This is a genomic window from Xylophilus sp. Leaf220, assembly GCF_001421705.1.
Lineage (GTDB): Bacteria > Pseudomonadota > Gammaproteobacteria > Burkholderiales > Burkholderiaceae_C > Xylophilus.
Genome location: NZ_LMKO01000001.1, coordinates 229,710 through 243,889, shown reverse-complemented (window position 1 = coordinate 243,889; position 14,180 = coordinate 229,710). Strand labels below are relative to the sequence as shown.

Sequence of the window (14,180 nt, the reverse complement as noted above, 5' to 3'; positions counted from 1 at the left end):
ATGGTTTGCATGGGAAGCCACTAGCTCACTATTTTTCGGGAGGATGCGCCCTCGTCTAGCAATGCATTTATTGCGTGAAATTTGGCCAAGAACTCATCGCGCCACTCGCACCAGTGCTTGTGCTCGCGCTTCAGGCTCTGCAGGTTGATCCAGTCGGCCGGGGGCACCACGCGGCCGGGCGTGTCCAGCACCTCCCAGGCGGGGTGCGTGTCGGCGCTCCAGGCCATCAGGTCGCGGCGCTCGGTGGCCAGCGCCACCAGGTCGATCTGGTGTAGCGCCGGGCGGCAGCCGGCGAAGATGTGGTTGATGCGAAAGTGCTTGCGCACCGCCAGGGCATGGGCGCCCTCGTAGTCGGCCCAGGCCGCGCCGAGCACCTGCTTGGCCGGGCTGCTGCAGTCGCCGGTGTAGGCCTCGTGGGCGTCGTGCAGCAGTGCTGCGCGCTGGACCGCCGGGGTGCACTGCATGCGCTCGGCGATGTCGGCGCACAGCAGGCTGTGCTCGGCGACGCTGTAGGGGCGGGAGGCGTGGCCGGTGAAGCGGTTGATCTGCGCCAGCGCGTGGGCGATGTCGTGCAGGTCAATGCGGTTGACCGTGCGGCCGATGCCGCCCAGGTGGTGCTGTTGGCCGGTGGCGGTTTGGATCCAGGTGCTCATGCAGCACCTCGGCAATACAGGGCGTAGACGCCGTCCTCGGTGTCGTAGATCTCGACCAGCACCCAGCCATCGCCTGCCGGCGGCGTCGGCGTCCATGCTGCGCAGCCGTCGCCGTGCTCGTAGCTCGTCACGGCCGGGTGGTCCAGGTCGCAATCGTCCTCCATGCAAACGAAGCTCGTCTCCAGCCCGAGCACCATCAGCAGCGATCGGACGTTGATGCCCTCGTCGAGGATCGGCAGGGCCGGGTGGGTCAGGTAGCCCTCGGCGTCGCGCTGGGCCGGATGCGGGCCCAGCAGGGCCGCCGCCAGGCCCTCCAGATTGGCCGCGATCGGCGTGTCGTGCACTTCGATCGCGAAGCCCGTGTGCGCGGCCAGGCTGAGCAGCTCCACGGCCAAACGCTGGGCGGGCGGCGGGGTGGTGCCGGCCGGCGCGCGAGCCGCGTCGGTGCTGATACGGACCAGCCCGGAGGGCGTGTCCTGGATGGTGAGGTGGACGGTGGTCATGCTGTCGTCGCTGGTTGGGCAGGCGCGGCCTGCGTGGGGTGGGCGGGGGCGGCGGCGTGCCGCGGTGGGGCGATGCGGGGCGTGCCGGCGACATAGCCGCGCAGCACGTCGTTGTGGGCGTGGATGTCGACCAAGTCGAGGTCCTGCAGCGTGGTGCCGCTCTTCAGCTCCGCGCGGTGGGCATCGATGAAGGCGACGGCGTCTTCGCTCACGAACAGCGCTTCGATGTGCGCGCCGTAGGAAAGCTCTCCGGTGCGCTCCACCAGCGCCGCCATGTAGGCGATCTGGTTCTTGTGCCGCACCTGGTAGACAGGGCGGCGCAGGTGCAGCTGCAGGCTCCTTGCGTTCATGGCGGTCGTCGGCGCGGTCAGAAGCTGGGGTAGAAGCGCGGCGGATGGCACGGCATCAGCAGTCCCTCGCCACCGCCGTCGAATCGAAAACCGGCAGGCCCCTTGTCGAGGCCGGGTGCGAACAGCACGCCCGGTAGGCGCGCGATGGCGTGCAGGTAGCCGGGCTGGAACCACTGGGTGCCGTACAGGGCGATCTGGTAGTGCGCGAGGTCGAAGCCGGTGCCCGAGCAGTCGATGCAGGTCTCTTTCAGTTCGGGTGGCGAGGGGCTGTCGCCGGACCACGCGCGGCCGCTGCCCTCGCACGGGGCGCAGTCGTACTCATGGCGGTAGTGCTCGAACTTGTGGCGAGGGGCTGTCGCCGGACCACGCGCGGCCGCTGCCCTCGCACGGGGCGCAGTCGTACTCATGGCGGTAGTGCTCGAACTTGCCCTTGCCTGCGCAGCTGAGACAGGCGTGCGTCTGCACGGTCAGCGTGCCCCAGCAGCGCGGGCAGGGGTTGACTGTCGGCAGCGTCTCCATCGGCGCGAAGCCGGCCTGGGGTGCTTTGTCGAACAGGGCGGCGACGGACGCGGAGGTGGGATGCTCCGGCGTGCGGCCGATAAGGCTGCCCATGCCGAACGCGGGCATGCGCACCATCCAGCAGCGGTTGGTGGCGTAGGCGTAGGCACCGTCGCGCCACGGGCCTTCCAGCACCGAGCCCTGCACGGTGACGGGCTCGCAGAAGCTGCCGAGGATCTCGCGGGGCGTCATGGGCGGCCCCCGGCGGCGACCAGCACCGATTCGTGGATGCGGCGCGGCGGCTGCGCGGTGGACGGATGCCGGGCGCGGGCGCTGGCGGCCAGGGCGTTGTCGGCCGCGTACTGCGCCTGCAGGTGGGCGGCTTCGTCAGCCTGGGCCTCCATGCCGACCGGCTCGTCGGGACCGCCGTCCAGGTAGAGGCCGCCGCAGCCCAGCAGAACGGCCAGCATCAGCAGGACACCGATCAGCGAGAAGTCCAGAGCGGGGTTGTCGAGGCGGCGGCTCATGCGGCACCGCCTTCTGCGGGGACGAGGTCGCCGAAGTTGTCGATGACGAGCGTTCCGATCTGGCGTTCCCACGCGCGGCCAGATTGGTCGGTGCGGCTTTCGCTACCGTACCAATGCGCCGGATTTTTAAAGCGGTCGCACTGGACGTGCACGCACATGCCGTTCCCGCCGTCGACGGTGAGCACGCGGAACCCGTTGTACGTTGTGAACTTGACCGCGGGTGGCGTGGCAAGCGGCGCACCCAGGACGGTTGCGCCGTGCTCCGGAAGCCCTGCCTGCTGCAGTGCGGCCGCCAGTGCTTCGGCCGATGCGATCGCGTAGAGCTGCTGGGAGACGCGTAGGCCGGGCGGCAGCTCGAACGTGATGGTGTCACGCGCAAAGTCGAGCGCGACGGGGCGTGCTGCCGGCAGCGAGGCGAACGAGGCGGGCAGGGCGCTCATGCTGCCGCAACCTCGATCCGCTCCACCGAGTGCACCGGCAGGCCGGTGACCTTGTGCGCGGCGATTTGCGCATGGGTGCAACTGGGGGCGCGCAGGCGGATCGTGCGCAGGGTGCCGGCAGCGGCGTGGGCTTCTACGTCTTCGGCCTGGATCCCGGGTTGGATCAGGTTTGCGCGGTAGCTGCGCAGGGGGGTGAAATGCATCGTTCGCTCCTAAAGCCGAAAGCGGCAAGGAGCGAACTGTAGCGTTCGCTATTGGTGTTTGTCAATAGCAAACGCTATACGTTTGCAAATTTATGCAGCGTCAGCTAAAGCAATTCGCTCTGACGGTGAATCACCACCCCAATGATGATTGCCTCTCCATCGATCCATTCTTTGCGCGGAAACCTGCGCTGGTCTGGGTTGTCGCTTGCAAGATACCAGCTGCCCCCTTCTCGTTGCAGCCGCTTGATCACCGATTCGCCCTCGTAGTTGATCGCGCATACAGATCCGTCTTTTGGCTCTCTGTCAGCTGTGTTCACTACGACAAGATCACCTTCATAAAGGGTCGGCTCCATGCTTGGGCCGCGAACGCTTATTGCGATTAGGTTGTAAGGCTTGTAGCCGCGGGCTGCTAGCCAGTTGCTACGGAAAAAAATTGGGTCCGCTTCCCCTTCCTCGGGCTCGACTGCAAAGCCGTTCATTCCCGCCTGGAGCTTGAGATTCACCCGGCGGACTGAAACCAGATCAGGGTGGGAATCGAGGTCAATCTCTTCCCTTCGCCGAGCGGTCGTCGTGGTGTCAAACCAGCCTTCCCGCCTAGGGAGCCGTTCGATCAGCCTGACAGTCGATTCTGTGATGTTTTTGTGGCCGGAAAGCATCTGGCCGACGAAGGCGCCGCTGGAGTACCCCAACAGCCGGCCTAGCGCGGCGTTGCCCCCAACCTCTTGCGCAAGGGCTGCAAGCCTTGCTCGCCGCAGGTCCTGAATCTCTAGATCGGTCATGTTGCAACAGTAGCATCCGCTACGCTAGCGATTGGTATTGCAAAAATGTAGCGAACGCTATAGAGTTGCACGCCATGAAGCTGCATGAATATTTGGACTTGTCCGGTGCGTTGTCCGTTAAAGAGCTGAGCGTGCAGATTGGCGTACCTAGCGACGCGCAGGTCCGCCAGTGGCAACACGGCTATGCCAACCGGAAGCCCGGGCCGAAGCATTGCGTCGCTATCGAGCGTGCGACGAGAGGGCTTGTCACGCGAGCCGATCTCCGGCCGGACGACTGGCGCGACATCTGGCCCGAGCTTGTGGCTCAGCAGGAGGTGGCCCATGCGTGACCCGACAACCGCGCGCGCGCCCTGGAACTCCTCCCGCTCGATGCAAGCCATGCCGCGGTTTTCGTCGCTGCCGCCGGGGGTGGGTCCGCCGGGGTTGGTTAAGCATGCGCCCGACCGCTTCAGTGCGGCGGCCGAGCTGCTCGCCGATGTCCCTGCTTCGGTCGCTGCCCTGCAGGCGTTCGAGGCCGATCCCTGGGATTCCGGATGGCACGCGGCCGAGCAGCTGGCCCGGGCGCGTGCTGCGGCATGGCTGGGCGTGCTGGCCGAGGGGCTGGCCCGCCAGGGCGTCGACGTTGCGGCGGCAGACGATGGTGCATTCCTGCAGGTGCTGCGGAGCGCTTCTCCGGAGGATGCGGACCGTGGCTGATTTCTACTCAGAGGACAGTGAGGGCTCAGCCTCTGGAACTCTCGGTGATGAAGTCCGGGAGCGCCAATTTGCACGCGGAGCACAGCCAGATGGCATGGTAGTTCCGCGTGGTATCGGACGAGCGGAAAGTCCTCATCAGGACGACTTTGCTCCCCTGGTCGAAACAGGGCTGGCAGACCAGGTGCACCGGCTCGGCGTCGCCTGGCTTCAAGCTGTCGGCACTCTTGAGCCGATAGGCGAAATTGCCAGGGGCCACCTCGGCCAGCGTGTAGCGGGCGCGCTGATGGGCGGCTGCCTGCAGTTCCTGCTTTTCCAGATGGAGCTTCTGGTTCTGTTGCCCCAGCTCGAAGGCCTGGGTGCTGATGGAGAAGAGCGCTTGTTGCGTCTCGAGCAGCTTGCCGTTGATCTCCGTCACAGCCGCGGTGAGCTTTTGCGCATCGCGCGTAGCTATGGCTGCAGTGCCGAGTTCTTGCGCGCCCTTGAGCAGCGAGAGGGTGCCGGTGATGAGGCTTAGGTCCATGGCCCCGGATTCTCCGGCACGTTTCGTTTTCCCCGCCTGCCGTCACACACGCCGGCATGCCATTCGGTTGTTTCTCCATGGCTTCTCTGTCGCTGCGCGCGGGCAGGTGCGCAGTGTTGGGCATGCCGGGGCGGCAGGCGGTTTTTCTTTTCGGCTCCCTCGTTCTCATGCCCGCAGTTTCTGCGCGGCGTGCTCTTAATTCAATAGCGTTTTTCTGAAAGACACGGATATGGATGGACATGACGCGCTACGCCTCATGGTGCGCGACTACCCCGGCGGGGTGGAGGCGGTGGCGCTGCGGCTGGGCAAGCCGTGGCAGACGCTCGACAAGGAACTGCGCGCGGCGCCCGGCTACAAGCTGGGCATCCGCGAGGCATGCGCGATCGGCCAGCTGTGCGCCGAGGCGGGCACGCCATCGGCCGCGGCGTACGCCACCAGCGTCGCCAGTCACTGCCGATGGACGTGATGCACGGCGCCACCAACGTGATGCGCGAGGTGGCCGACGTGGTGGGCAAGGTGACCGAGGCCGGCCAGGACGACCACTACTCGCCSAACGAGATCAAGCGGATCAAGAAAGAGGCGCGGGAGGCSATCGCGGCGATCCAGCARCTGGTGGCCAAGGTGGACGGCGTCGCGGCGATAGCTGCGCGGAAGGCAGGCGCCCGGTGAGCACGATGATCATGTCGGCCTGCTGGCCGCTGCAGATGCCGCCGTGCCAGAAGGCGGTGCTGGTGAGCCTGGCCGACAACGCGAACGACCAGGGCGTGTGCTGGCCTTCGGTCGCCAGCGTTTCGGAGCGGGTGTGCCTGTCGGATCGGTCGGTGCAGCGGTCGATCGCGTGGCTGATCGCCGAGGGCTACCTGAAGGTGTCGGACCGGCCGGGCCGCTCGACGGTTTACCAGATCCTGTTCCCCAAAAAGAGTGTGTTGGCCGCGGGCGTTCCTGCACCCACCCCCGACTGTGTGTCACCCCCACCCCCGACAGACAGTCACCCCCGACCGACTGTCACCCCTGACTGTGTGTCACCCCACCCCCGACCCACCGTCACCCCACCCCCGACTGTGGGTCACCCCACCCCCGACACACAGTCACCCAGAACCGTAATTGAACCCAAAGGGAACCGTAAGGGAACCGCAATAGGAGAGGGCGCGCGTGCACCGGCGCTCGACCTGTCGCCGCTGCCTGCCATCACGCCGCGTGTTTGGTCCGACTACCTGCTGCACCGCAAGCGCAAGCGGGCGCCGTTGACGCAGACGGCGCTCGACAACCTCGCGGCCGAACTGCACCTCGCGGTGGCTGGCGGGTGGACGGCGGATGCTGCGCTGGCCGAGGCAATGCAATTTGGATGGACGGGCTTTCGCTTCGACTGGCTGCTGCGCGCGGCAGATCGGGGCGGCAGTGCACCTGGGGCAGGGCAGCGGGGCAGGCGAGAAACACCGGCGCAGGAGCGTCGGCAGAGCTTCATGGCCGGCATGGCCGACCTGGCACACGGAAGGGAGGCATCGAATGCAGCACGCAGCAGCAGCACTGAATTTGTCGACGCGGGCTGAGGCTCAAGACGCGCTGCCGAAGCGCGTGGCGGCAAAGCTCTTTCTTCGGCTCGCCGAGCAGTTCGGGGATCGTATGGCCGACATGTTCGCCAGCTCGACAGCCGAGGCAGTGCAGCAGCAATGGTCGGAGGTGCTGGCCGGGTATGCACCGGAGGAACTCGCTCGTGGGCTGATGGCCTGTCGACAGCGGGTCTTCCCGCCGCACCCGGCCGAATTCGCACGCCTCTGCCGCCCGTCGCTCGACCCCGAGCTGGCATGGCTGGAGGCGGTCGATGGGCAACGCGAGCGCAGGGAAGGCCGCAAAGGAGAGTGGAGCCATCCGGCTGTGTGGCGTGCGTCGTGCGCCATGTCGTTCGAGCTGCGCACGCGGGCCTACAGCGACTGCGCCAAGCGATGGGCGTGGGTGCTGCAGAAGGAGCACCGGGCTGGATGGGGTGAACCGGTGCCGATGCCTGCGCTGCAGATCGTGGCCGATGTGAAGGTGGGCGCACCGCCCGCTGCCGTGCGTGAGCGCATGGCGCAGATCCTGGCCTCGGCTGGTCGAGGTCGAACGAACGAAAGCACGAAATGCGGATGAACGACGGTATCGATTCCATCCTGGACGGAATGCTGGTGGGCTGGCACCGGTGGACGGCAGGCTATCGCGACGGGCGCGGCTACCCGGGTGTGAACGCGGCGTGCCGCATGGCGCAGTCGGCGGCGCACCGCGGCGAAGAGTGCAGCGCGTTCGATGAGTCGGTGGACGACGACCTGGCCGAAGCGGTGGATGCGGCGATGGACCAGGTGCCCCAGCCGCACCGGACGGCGCTGGCATTCCAGGCCCGGAACATGTCGTCGCGTGCTGCCGTGTGGACCTCGCCGCGCCTGCCGGTGGACCCGGCGGAGCGCACGGTGCTGCTGCTGGAAGCGCGAAACTTTCTTCTGAAAGTTCTTGCGAAGCGCGGAATTCTTTCGTAGTATCGGCCCCGGCTGGATAGTCACGTCCAGACCTTTTTGATGCCTCGCAACCGCGGGGCATTTTCGTTTCTGGGGTTCTATGCCCGTCGCTGCACCGCGTCCCTGTTCGTACCCGGGATGCCGGCAGCTCGCCACCCAGGCCGGCAGGTGCGACCAGCACCAGCGCGAGGCCTGGACGAAGAAACCCAAGGCCACGAAGCGCATCACCGGCCGCCGGCTGCAGGCCATGCGCGCTGCGCTCTTCTCACGCTCCCCCCTCTGTGTGCACTGCGACGCCCTCGGCCTGGTGGCCCTGGCGACGCAGCGCGATCACGTCATCCCGCTGGCCGAAGGCGGCAGGGACGACGAGACGAACGAGCAGGGGCTCTGCGATGCCTGCCACGAGGCCAAGAGCCTGGCCGAGGCGATCCGGGGCCGCCGCCGGTCGGCTTGACCGGGCGGTTTTGGCGGGGGAGGGTGAGTCCAAAGTCCAGCACTCCCCGCTGGAAACCGTACGCCTAGCTGGAAATTTATGGGGAGTGAGAACTACCCCCCGGGGGTTTGAGGATGRGTCCTGATGACTGACAAAACCAACTTCGCCGCAGCGCTCCCCGCCGTCGGCGGRTCCCGGGTGCTGTCGGGTCCGGGCGAGATCGTCTCGCCCAAACCGCCCAGCATGCTGGGCCTATCGGACGAAGAGCAGCAGCTCTACGACCATATCTGCNTCCCGGGTGCTGTCGGGTCCGGGCGAGATCGTCTCGCCCAAACCGCCCAGCATGCTGGGCCTATCGGACGAAGAGCAGCAGCTCTACGACCATATCTGCGAGACGCTCCGCCAGGCGGGGATCGAGCACCTCACCGCCAGCCTGCCCATCGCGATCATCGTGCGCACCTTCGCCGACTGGCTGAAGGCCGCGGCTGAGTGCGACGAGAAGGGGCGCACGCAAATCTCGAAGACCGGCTGGGCCACCCCGACGCCCTGGGCCGACGACGAGAAGCGTCTCAAAATGGAACTGGGCCAATGGCTGCCAAAAGCGTGTCTCACGATCCCGTCGCTGGCCCGGGTCCGAAAGGACACCGGCGAGCAGGCCAAGCAGGACGACCTGTTCGCCGACCTCGTAAACCACGGCACGTCCTCGCCCGCGCACGCATCACGGCACTGACGCCGGCGGCGCTCGAGGAGTGGGACGAGCAGTACGGCCTGCCGGTGCTGCGCGGCGACATCCTCACCGGNCCTCGCCCGCGCACGCATCACGGCACTGACGCCGGCGGCGCTCGAGGAGTGGGACGAGCAGTACGGCCTGCCGGTGCTGCGCGGCGACATCCTCACCGGGCGGCTGGTCTACCTCGCGGTGCTGCGGCACTACCAGGACCTGAAGGACGGCGCAAAGCGCGGCCTGGTCTTTATGCCCGCCCACGGCTGGCACGTCATCTCGTTCATCGAGAAATTCTTCGTCCACATCAAGGGCCCGCTGGCCGGCAAGCCGATCCTGCTGGACCCGTGGCAGAAGTTCTGGACCGCCGTGCTCTACGGCTGGCGGCGCATCGACACCGGGCACCGGCGCTTCACCCGCGGCTACGAAGAGGTGGCGCGCAAGAACGGCAAGAGCACATGGAAGGGGCCGCAGGGCGGCTACCTGCTGGCGATGGACGGCGAGATCGGCGCCGAGGTTTACGCCGTGGCCACCACCCGAGCCCAAGCCATGACGGTGTTCAAGCCCTGCTTCGACAACGTGCGCCGCTGGGTGCGCCGGTCGCCGGGCGTGGCCCGGTCGTTCAAGGTCTTCTCCGGTCTGAACCAGGAGAAGATCGAGATGGACACCAGCGTGTTCGCGCCGCTGCCGGCGATGGCCGAGAACCTGGACGGCCTGAACCCCAGCGCCATCCTGTTCGATGAGCTGCACGCGCAGAAGTCACGCGACGTGTGGGACGTGATGGAGTCAGCCCTCGGCGCCCGGGCGCACCCGCTGCTGTCGGCCATCACCACTGCCGGCTTCATCCTCGACGGCATCTGCACCGAGGTGCGGGGCTACCTGATCTCGGTGCTGGAGGGCAAGCGCGAGGACGACGCCTTCTTCGGCTACGTCTACACCCTGGATGCGCACGACGACCCGTTCGATGAACGCAATTGGCCGAAGGCCAACCCGGGGCTCGGCAAGTCGAAGACGATCGAATACATGCGCGGCATGGCCCGCAAGGCGGCNGACGCTCTTCCGATCTCTGGAGGGCAAGCGCGAGGACGACGCCTTCTTCGGCTACGTCTACACCCTGGATGCGCACGACGACCCGTTCGATGAACGCAATTGGCCGAAGGCCAACCCGGGGCTCGGCAAGTCGAAGACGATCGAATACATGCGCGGCATGGCCCGCAAGGCGGCTGCGCTGCCGGGTGCCAAGGTCAACTTTCTCACGAAGGACCTGAACATCTGGTGCAACAGCGCCGACGGCTGGTTCGCCGCNTGAAATCGCTCGCAGGCGTGGCGGTGTATATACATGCGCGGCATGGCCCGCAAGGCGGCTGCGCTGCCGGGTGCCAAGGTCAACTTTCTCACGAAGGACCTGAACATCTGGTGCAACAGCGCCGACGGCTGGTTCGCCGCCGACACCTGGGACCTGGGCGGAAAGAAGTTCGACCCCGAGATGCTGAAGGGCCGGCGCTGCTTCGGCGGCCTGGACCTGGCCAGCACCCGCGACCTGACCGCCTTCGCGCTGGTGTTCCCGCCCGAGGGCGACGATCCCGAATGGCATGTGCTGGTCTGGTTCTGGTGCCCGCAGGCGAAGGTCGATGCGCAGGAGCATGACGACGTGGCGCCCTACAAGCGCTGGGCGGCCGAGGGCTGGCTGACCGCCACCCCGGGMGATGTGACGGACTACGGSCCGGTGCGGCGCCAGGTGCAGCAGGCGATGCAGGACTACGACCTGGTCGACATCGGCTTCGACCGGTGGAACGCCCAGCAGCTCTGCAACGAGATGCTGGCCGGTGCGGCGCCAGGTGCAGCAGGCGATGCAGGACTACGACCTGGTCGACATCGGCTTCGACCGGTGGAACGCCCAGCAGCTCTGCAACGAGATGCTGGACGCCGGCGTGCCGCTGGTGGAGATCCCGCAGAACACCGGCGGCATGTATCCGGGCTCGAATGCCCTGGAAATGCTGGTGTACGGCAAATTGCTGCAGCACGGGGGCAACCCGGTGCTGCGCTACTGCGCGATGAACGTGGCGCTGCTGTTCGACACGAACGGCAACTTCCGCCCGGACAAGAAAAAGAGCCAGCAAACAGGCCGCATCGATGGCGTCGTCGCCGTGGTGATGGCGGTGGAACGCCCAGCAGCTCTGCAACGAGATGCTGGACGCCGGCGTGCCGCTGGTGGAGATCCCGCAGAACACCGGCGGCATGTACCCGGGCTCGAATGCCCTGGAAATGCTGGTGTACGGGAAGTTGCTGCAGCACGGGGGCAACCCGGTGCTGCGTTACTGCGCGATGAACGTGGCGCTGCTGTTCGACACGAACGGCAACTTCCGCCCGGACAAGAAAAAGAGCCAGCAAACAGGCCGCATCGATGGCGTCGTCGCCGTGGTGATGGCGCTGAGCCGGTGTGTGTTCAGCGATGGGGAGCCGAATATCTCGGCCTTCCTGCAAAACCCGGTGGTCGGAAGGTGAAACGCGTATGAAGAATCGACCTACCGGCGGCGTCGTAAGCCGGGTTCGTGCCGCCGTCGATGGCTGGGTGCGGTCATTTACCACCAAAGATGCCGAGCTCTACAGCCCGCCCGACTCGGGCGCCGGGGTCGAGGTCAGCGTGAAGAGCGTGATGCAGCTGGACGCGGCCTGGAGCTGCGTGCGGCTGATCTCAGAGACGATCGCCACGCTGCCTCTGTCCGTCTTCGAGCGGACCCCGAAGGGCAAGCGGCCGGCCGGCGATCACAGGCTGCACTTCATCATCCACGACCAGNGTGGCGCTGCTGTTCGACACGAACGGCAACTTCCGCCCGGACAAGAAAAAGAGCCAGCAAACAGGCCGCATCGATGGCGTCGTCGCCGTGGTGATGGCACTGAGCCGGTGTGTCTTCAGTGATGGGGAGCCGAATATCTCGGCATTCCTGCAAAACCCGGTGGTCGGAAGGTGAAACGCATATGAAGAATCGACCGACCGGTGGCGTGGTGAGCCGGGTTCGCGCGGCGGTGAGTGGCTGGGTCAAATCCCTGACCACCCAGGATGCCGAGCTATACAGCCCGCCCGACTCGGGGGCGGGGGTAGAGGTCAGCGTGAAGGGAGTGATGCAGCTCGACGCGGCCTGGAGCTGCGTGCGGCTGATCTCGGAGACGATCGCCACGCTGCCTCTGTCCGTCTTCGAGCGGACCCCGAAGGGCAAGCGGCCGGCCGGCGATCACAGGCTGCACTTCATCATCCACGACCAGNCGTTGACCGGAGTGCCCGTAGGCCGGCTTTGGAAGACTCGGGAGCTGCGTGCGGCTGATCTCAGAGACGATCGCCACGCTGCCTCTGTCCGTCTTCGAGCGGACCCCGAAGGGCAAGCGGCCGGCCGGCGATCACAGGCTGCACTTCATCATCCACGACCAGCCGAATACGGACTCGACCGCCTCGGTCTTTTGGGAGGCGATGGTGGCGGCCATGCTGCTGCGCGGCGCCGGCCGCGCCGAGAAGCTCTACGCGGGCCCGCAGCTGGTCGGCCTGATGTTCCTGGATCCGCAGAAGCTGCAGGTGACCCGTGGGCTGGACGGCCGAAAGGCTTACCACTACCCACGGGCGAACGGCTCGCTGCGGGAGATCGCGACGGCAAACATCTGGACCATTCCCGGCTTCACGCTCGACGGGATCAACGGGGTGTCCGTCATCCANACTACCCACGGGCGAACGGCTCGCTGCGGGAGATCGCGACGGCAAACATCTGGACCATTCCCGGCTTCACGCTCGACGGGATCAACGGGGTGTCCGTCATCCASTACGGGGCCAAGGTCTTCGGCGCGGCGATCGCTGCCGAGCAGGCTGCAGCCAAGACCTTTCGAAACGGGCTGCTGCCTACGATTTACTACCGCGTTGCGCAGCTGCTGAAGCCTAACCAGCGGGAGGACTTCCAGAAGAATATGGCTGGAAGGATTGAGCGCGGCGAGGCGCCGCTGCTGGAGATGGGCATGGAGGCCGGAACGCTGGACATCAACCCGGCGGACGCTCAGCTGCTGGAGTCGCGGTCCTTCTCGGTCGAGGCGATCTGCCGCTGGTTCCGCGTTCCGCCCTGGATGGTCGGCCACACCGAGAAATCCACCAGCTGGGGCACCGGCATCGAGCAGCAGATGATCGGCGAGCAGGCGATCGCCAAGGACCTGCTGACGCCAGGTGAGCGGACGCGCTACTACGCGAAGTTCGCGGTCGAAGGTCTGCTGCGCGCCGACAGCGCCGGCCGCGCCGCCTTCTATGGCGCGATGGTCAATAACGGGATCCTGACCCGCGACGAGGTGCGGGAGCTGGAAGACCGAGAGCCAATGGGCGGCAATGCTGCCGTCCTGACCGTGCAGTCAGCCATGACCACGCTCGATGGGGTCGGCACCGCGACTGAAACCACCCAGGCCCGGGCCGCACTTCGCGCGCTGCTGGGTTTCTCCCCCGACTCCAAGGATTAATCCATGAGCTTGCGAAATCTTCCGGGCGCCCCGACAGGCCGCCCGAGTAGCGGCGTGCGCAGTGAAATTCTGCCGCGCGCTATGGAACGCTGGAATCCCGGCATACAGGCCGCTGAAACCGATCAGGCCGACGAGCGGGTGATCAGCATTTACGAGGCGATCGGCTACGACACCTGGTCAGGCGAGGGCGTCACGGCCCGGCGCGTGGCCGGAGCGCTGCGAAGCATGGGCGCCGGCCCGGTCACAGTCAATCTGAACAGCCCGGGCGGCGACATGTTCGAGGGCCTGGCCATCTACAACATCTTGCGCGAGCACAAAGGCGAGATCACCGTGAAGGTGCTAGGCCTGGCCGCATCTGCCGGATCGGTAATTGCCATGGCCGGCGACAAAGTGCAGATCGCACGTGCCGGCTTCTTCATGGTGCACAACTCCTGGGTGGTGGCCGCGGGCAACCGCCTGGACCTGCGCGGCATCGCGGACTGGCTGGAACCCTTTGACGCGGCCATGGTGGACATCTACTGCGACCGCACGGGGCTTGATGCCAAGTCTGCGGCCAAGCTGCTCGATGCGGAATCCTGGATTGGAGGCAGCGCAGCGGTGGAGCAAGGCTTCGCCGACGAGCTCTTGCCTTCCGACCAGATCTCAGCAGGCGCCGGCAAGGCCAGCGCATCGGCAGTGCGCCGCATTGAAGCCGCCCTTCGAGCGAGCGGCATGCCGAAGTCGGACGCTCTCCGGCTGATCAGCGAATTCAAGTCCGGCGTGGGTGATCCCGCCGGCAGCGGTGCGGGCGATCCCACCGAACGCGGCGGGGTCAACAAGCCCGCCGCAGCAGCGCAAGTCGTCCACGCCCTCCAGGGCTTCTCACTTTCCAACTGAAAAGGTATCT

The 14,180-nt window shown here is 66.4% G+C and carries 22 protein-coding genes and 5 pseudogenes; 17 read left to right on the top strand and 10 right to left on the bottom strand.

The window, feature by feature from the left end:
* Nucleotides 1–20: 20 nt before the first annotated feature.
* The 9 genes from ASE76_RS01160 to ASE76_RS19795 all read right to left on the bottom strand — a co-directional run bounded on the left by ASE76_RS01160 (nucleotide 21) and on the right by ASE76_RS19795 (nucleotide 3,953).
* Nucleotides 21–653 (bottom strand): HD domain-containing protein, encoded by a 633-nt coding sequence (locus ASE76_RS01160; protein WP_055833481.1) that lies wholly within the window; start codon nucleotides 651–653, stop codon nucleotides 21–23.
* Complete coding sequence (locus ASE76_RS01155) at nucleotides 650–1,156, bottom strand: hypothetical protein (protein WP_055833478.1); 507 nt, start codon at nucleotides 1,154–1,156, stop codon at nucleotides 650–652. The genes ASE76_RS01160 and ASE76_RS01155 overlap by 4 nt, the downstream gene beginning before the upstream one ends.
* Nucleotides 1,153–1,506 (bottom strand): hypothetical protein, encoded by a 354-nt coding sequence (locus ASE76_RS01150; RefSeq protein ID WP_055833475.1) that lies wholly within the window; start codon nucleotides 1,504–1,506, stop codon nucleotides 1,153–1,155. Before ASE76_RS01150 ends, ASE76_RS01155 begins: the two co-directional genes overlap by 4 nt.
* A 17-nt stretch (nucleotides 1,507–1,523) precedes the next feature.
* A complete protein-coding gene (locus ASE76_RS20355; protein ID WP_156362486.1) occupies nucleotides 1,524–1,913 on the bottom strand; it encodes a hypothetical protein in 390 nt (129 codons plus the stop codon).
* Nucleotides 1,825–2,256 carry a hypothetical protein gene (locus tag ASE76_RS01145; RefSeq protein WP_055833472.1) on the bottom strand — a complete coding sequence of 144 codons (432 nt, stop codon included), beginning with the start codon at nucleotides 2,254–2,256 and terminating at the stop codon, nucleotides 1,825–1,827. The genes ASE76_RS20355 and ASE76_RS01145 overlap by 89 nt, the downstream gene beginning before the upstream one ends.
* Complete coding sequence (locus ASE76_RS01140; RefSeq protein ID WP_055833469.1) at nucleotides 2,253–2,531, bottom strand: hypothetical protein; 279 nt, start codon at nucleotides 2,529–2,531, stop codon at nucleotides 2,253–2,255. Before ASE76_RS01140 ends, ASE76_RS01145 begins: the two co-directional genes overlap by 4 nt.
* Nucleotides 2,528–2,971: a hypothetical protein gene (locus ASE76_RS01135; RefSeq protein WP_055833466.1), complete on the bottom strand. Its 444-nt coding sequence runs from the start codon at nucleotides 2,969–2,971 to the stop codon at nucleotides 2,528–2,530. Before ASE76_RS01135 ends, ASE76_RS01140 begins: the two co-directional genes overlap by 4 nt.
* Entirely contained in the window at nucleotides 2,968–3,174 is a 207-nt protein-coding gene (locus ASE76_RS01130; protein WP_055833465.1) for a hypothetical protein, read from the bottom strand. Before ASE76_RS01130 ends, ASE76_RS01135 begins: the two co-directional genes overlap by 4 nt.
* A gap of 104 nt (nucleotides 3,175–3,278) precedes the next feature.
* Nucleotides 3,279–3,953: a S24 family peptidase gene (locus ASE76_RS19795; RefSeq protein ID WP_082447829.1), complete on the bottom strand. Its 675-nt coding sequence runs from the start codon at nucleotides 3,951–3,953 to the stop codon at nucleotides 3,279–3,281.
* Between the two features lie 74 nt (nucleotides 3,954–4,027).
* Between ASE76_RS19795 and ASE76_RS01125 the strand changes: the two genes are divergently transcribed.
* Nucleotides 4,028–4,282 (top strand): YdaS family helix-turn-helix protein, encoded by a 255-nt coding sequence (locus ASE76_RS01125; RefSeq protein ID WP_055833462.1) that lies wholly within the window; start codon nucleotides 4,028–4,030, stop codon nucleotides 4,280–4,282.
* A complete protein-coding gene (locus tag ASE76_RS01120; protein ID WP_156362485.1) occupies nucleotides 4,275–4,649 on the top strand; it encodes a hypothetical protein in 375 nt (124 codons plus the stop codon). The genes ASE76_RS01125 and ASE76_RS01120 overlap by 8 nt, the downstream gene beginning before the upstream one ends.
* Before the next feature lie 25 nt (nucleotides 4,650–4,674).
* Here ASE76_RS01120 and ASE76_RS01115 read toward each other — a convergent pair whose 3' ends face one another.
* Nucleotides 4,675–5,169 carry a hypothetical protein gene (locus ASE76_RS01115; protein WP_055833456.1) on the bottom strand — a complete coding sequence of 165 codons (495 nt, stop codon included), beginning with the start codon at nucleotides 5,167–5,169 and terminating at the stop codon, nucleotides 4,675–4,677.
* Between the two features lie 229 nt (nucleotides 5,170–5,398).
* On the opposite strand from ASE76_RS01115, the gene ASE76_RS01110 reads away from it, so the two are divergent.
* The 15 genes and pseudogenes from ASE76_RS01110 (at nucleotide 5,399) to ASE76_RS01065 (ending at nucleotide 14,170) form a co-directional block, all read left to right on the top strand.
* Entirely contained in the window at nucleotides 5,399–5,635 is a 237-nt protein-coding gene (locus ASE76_RS01110) for a phage regulatory CII family protein (RefSeq protein ID WP_055833453.1), read from the top strand.
* Complete coding sequence (locus ASE76_RS01105) at nucleotides 5,626–5,838, top strand: phage regulatory CII family protein (RefSeq protein WP_055833450.1); 213 nt, start codon at nucleotides 5,626–5,628, stop codon at nucleotides 5,836–5,838. The genes ASE76_RS01110 and ASE76_RS01105 overlap by 10 nt, the downstream gene beginning before the upstream one ends.
* Before the next feature lie 5 nt (nucleotides 5,839–5,843).
* A complete protein-coding gene (locus tag ASE76_RS19790) occupies nucleotides 5,844–6,719 on the top strand; it encodes a helix-turn-helix domain-containing protein (protein WP_236698327.1) in 876 nt (291 codons plus the stop codon).
* Nucleotides 6,676–7,296, top strand: a complete 621-nt coding sequence (locus ASE76_RS01100) for a hypothetical protein (RefSeq protein ID WP_156362483.1) — start codon at nucleotides 6,676–6,678, stop codon at nucleotides 7,294–7,296. The genes ASE76_RS19790 and ASE76_RS01100 overlap by 44 nt, the downstream gene beginning before the upstream one ends.
* Complete coding sequence (locus ASE76_RS01095) at nucleotides 7,293–7,676, top strand: hypothetical protein (protein WP_055833443.1); 384 nt, start codon at nucleotides 7,293–7,295, stop codon at nucleotides 7,674–7,676. The genes ASE76_RS01100 and ASE76_RS01095 overlap by 4 nt, the downstream gene beginning before the upstream one ends.
* Nucleotides 7,677–7,938: 262 nt before the next feature.
* Nucleotides 7,939–8,109: an HNH endonuclease gene (locus tag ASE76_RS21045; RefSeq protein ID WP_236698300.1), complete on the top strand. Its 171-nt coding sequence runs from the start codon at nucleotides 7,939–7,941 to the stop codon at nucleotides 8,107–8,109.
* Between the two features lie 271 nt (nucleotides 8,110–8,380).
* Nucleotides 8,381–8,818: hypothetical protein (locus tag ASE76_RS01085; RefSeq protein ID WP_236698299.1), on the top strand; the 438-nt coding region annotated here is incomplete at its 5' end.
* Nucleotides 8,819–9,061: 243 nt separating this feature from the next.
* A pseudogene (locus ASE76_RS01080) lies at nucleotides 9,062–9,858 on the top strand (terminase large subunit domain-containing protein); the annotation flags it as partial.
* A gap of 149 nt (nucleotides 9,859–10,007) precedes the next feature.
* Nucleotides 10,008–10,114: pseudogene (locus tag ASE76_RS21430) on the top strand (hypothetical protein); the annotation flags it as partial.
* Nucleotides 10,115–10,148: 34 nt separating this feature from the next.
* Nucleotides 10,149–10,565: pseudogene (locus ASE76_RS21035) on the top strand (terminase TerL endonuclease subunit); the annotation flags it as partial.
* A 94-nt stretch (nucleotides 10,566–10,659) separates the two neighbouring features.
* A pseudogene (locus tag ASE76_RS21030) lies at nucleotides 10,660–10,920 on the top strand (terminase TerL endonuclease subunit); the annotation flags it as partial.
* Between the two features lie 76 nt (nucleotides 10,921–10,996).
* Complete coding sequence (locus tag ASE76_RS20350; RefSeq protein WP_055833433.1) at nucleotides 10,997–11,314, top strand: terminase TerL endonuclease subunit; 318 nt, start codon at nucleotides 10,997–10,999, stop codon at nucleotides 11,312–11,314.
* Between the two features lie 808 nt (nucleotides 11,315–12,122).
* Nucleotides 12,123–12,514: pseudogene (locus ASE76_RS21425) on the top strand (phage portal protein); the annotation flags it as partial.
* 90 nt (nucleotides 12,515–12,604) lie between these two features.
* Nucleotides 12,605–13,294: a phage portal protein gene (locus ASE76_RS21025; protein WP_055833431.1), complete on the top strand. Its 690-nt coding sequence runs from the start codon at nucleotides 12,605–12,607 to the stop codon at nucleotides 13,292–13,294.
* Nucleotides 13,295–13,297: 3 nt separating this feature from the next.
* Nucleotides 13,298–14,170, top strand: coding sequence for a head maturation protease, ClpP-related (locus ASE76_RS01065; RefSeq protein ID WP_055833429.1), 873 nt, complete (start codon nucleotides 13,298–13,300; stop codon nucleotides 14,168–14,170).
* The last annotated feature ends 10 nt before the right edge of the window (nucleotides 14,171–14,180 follow it).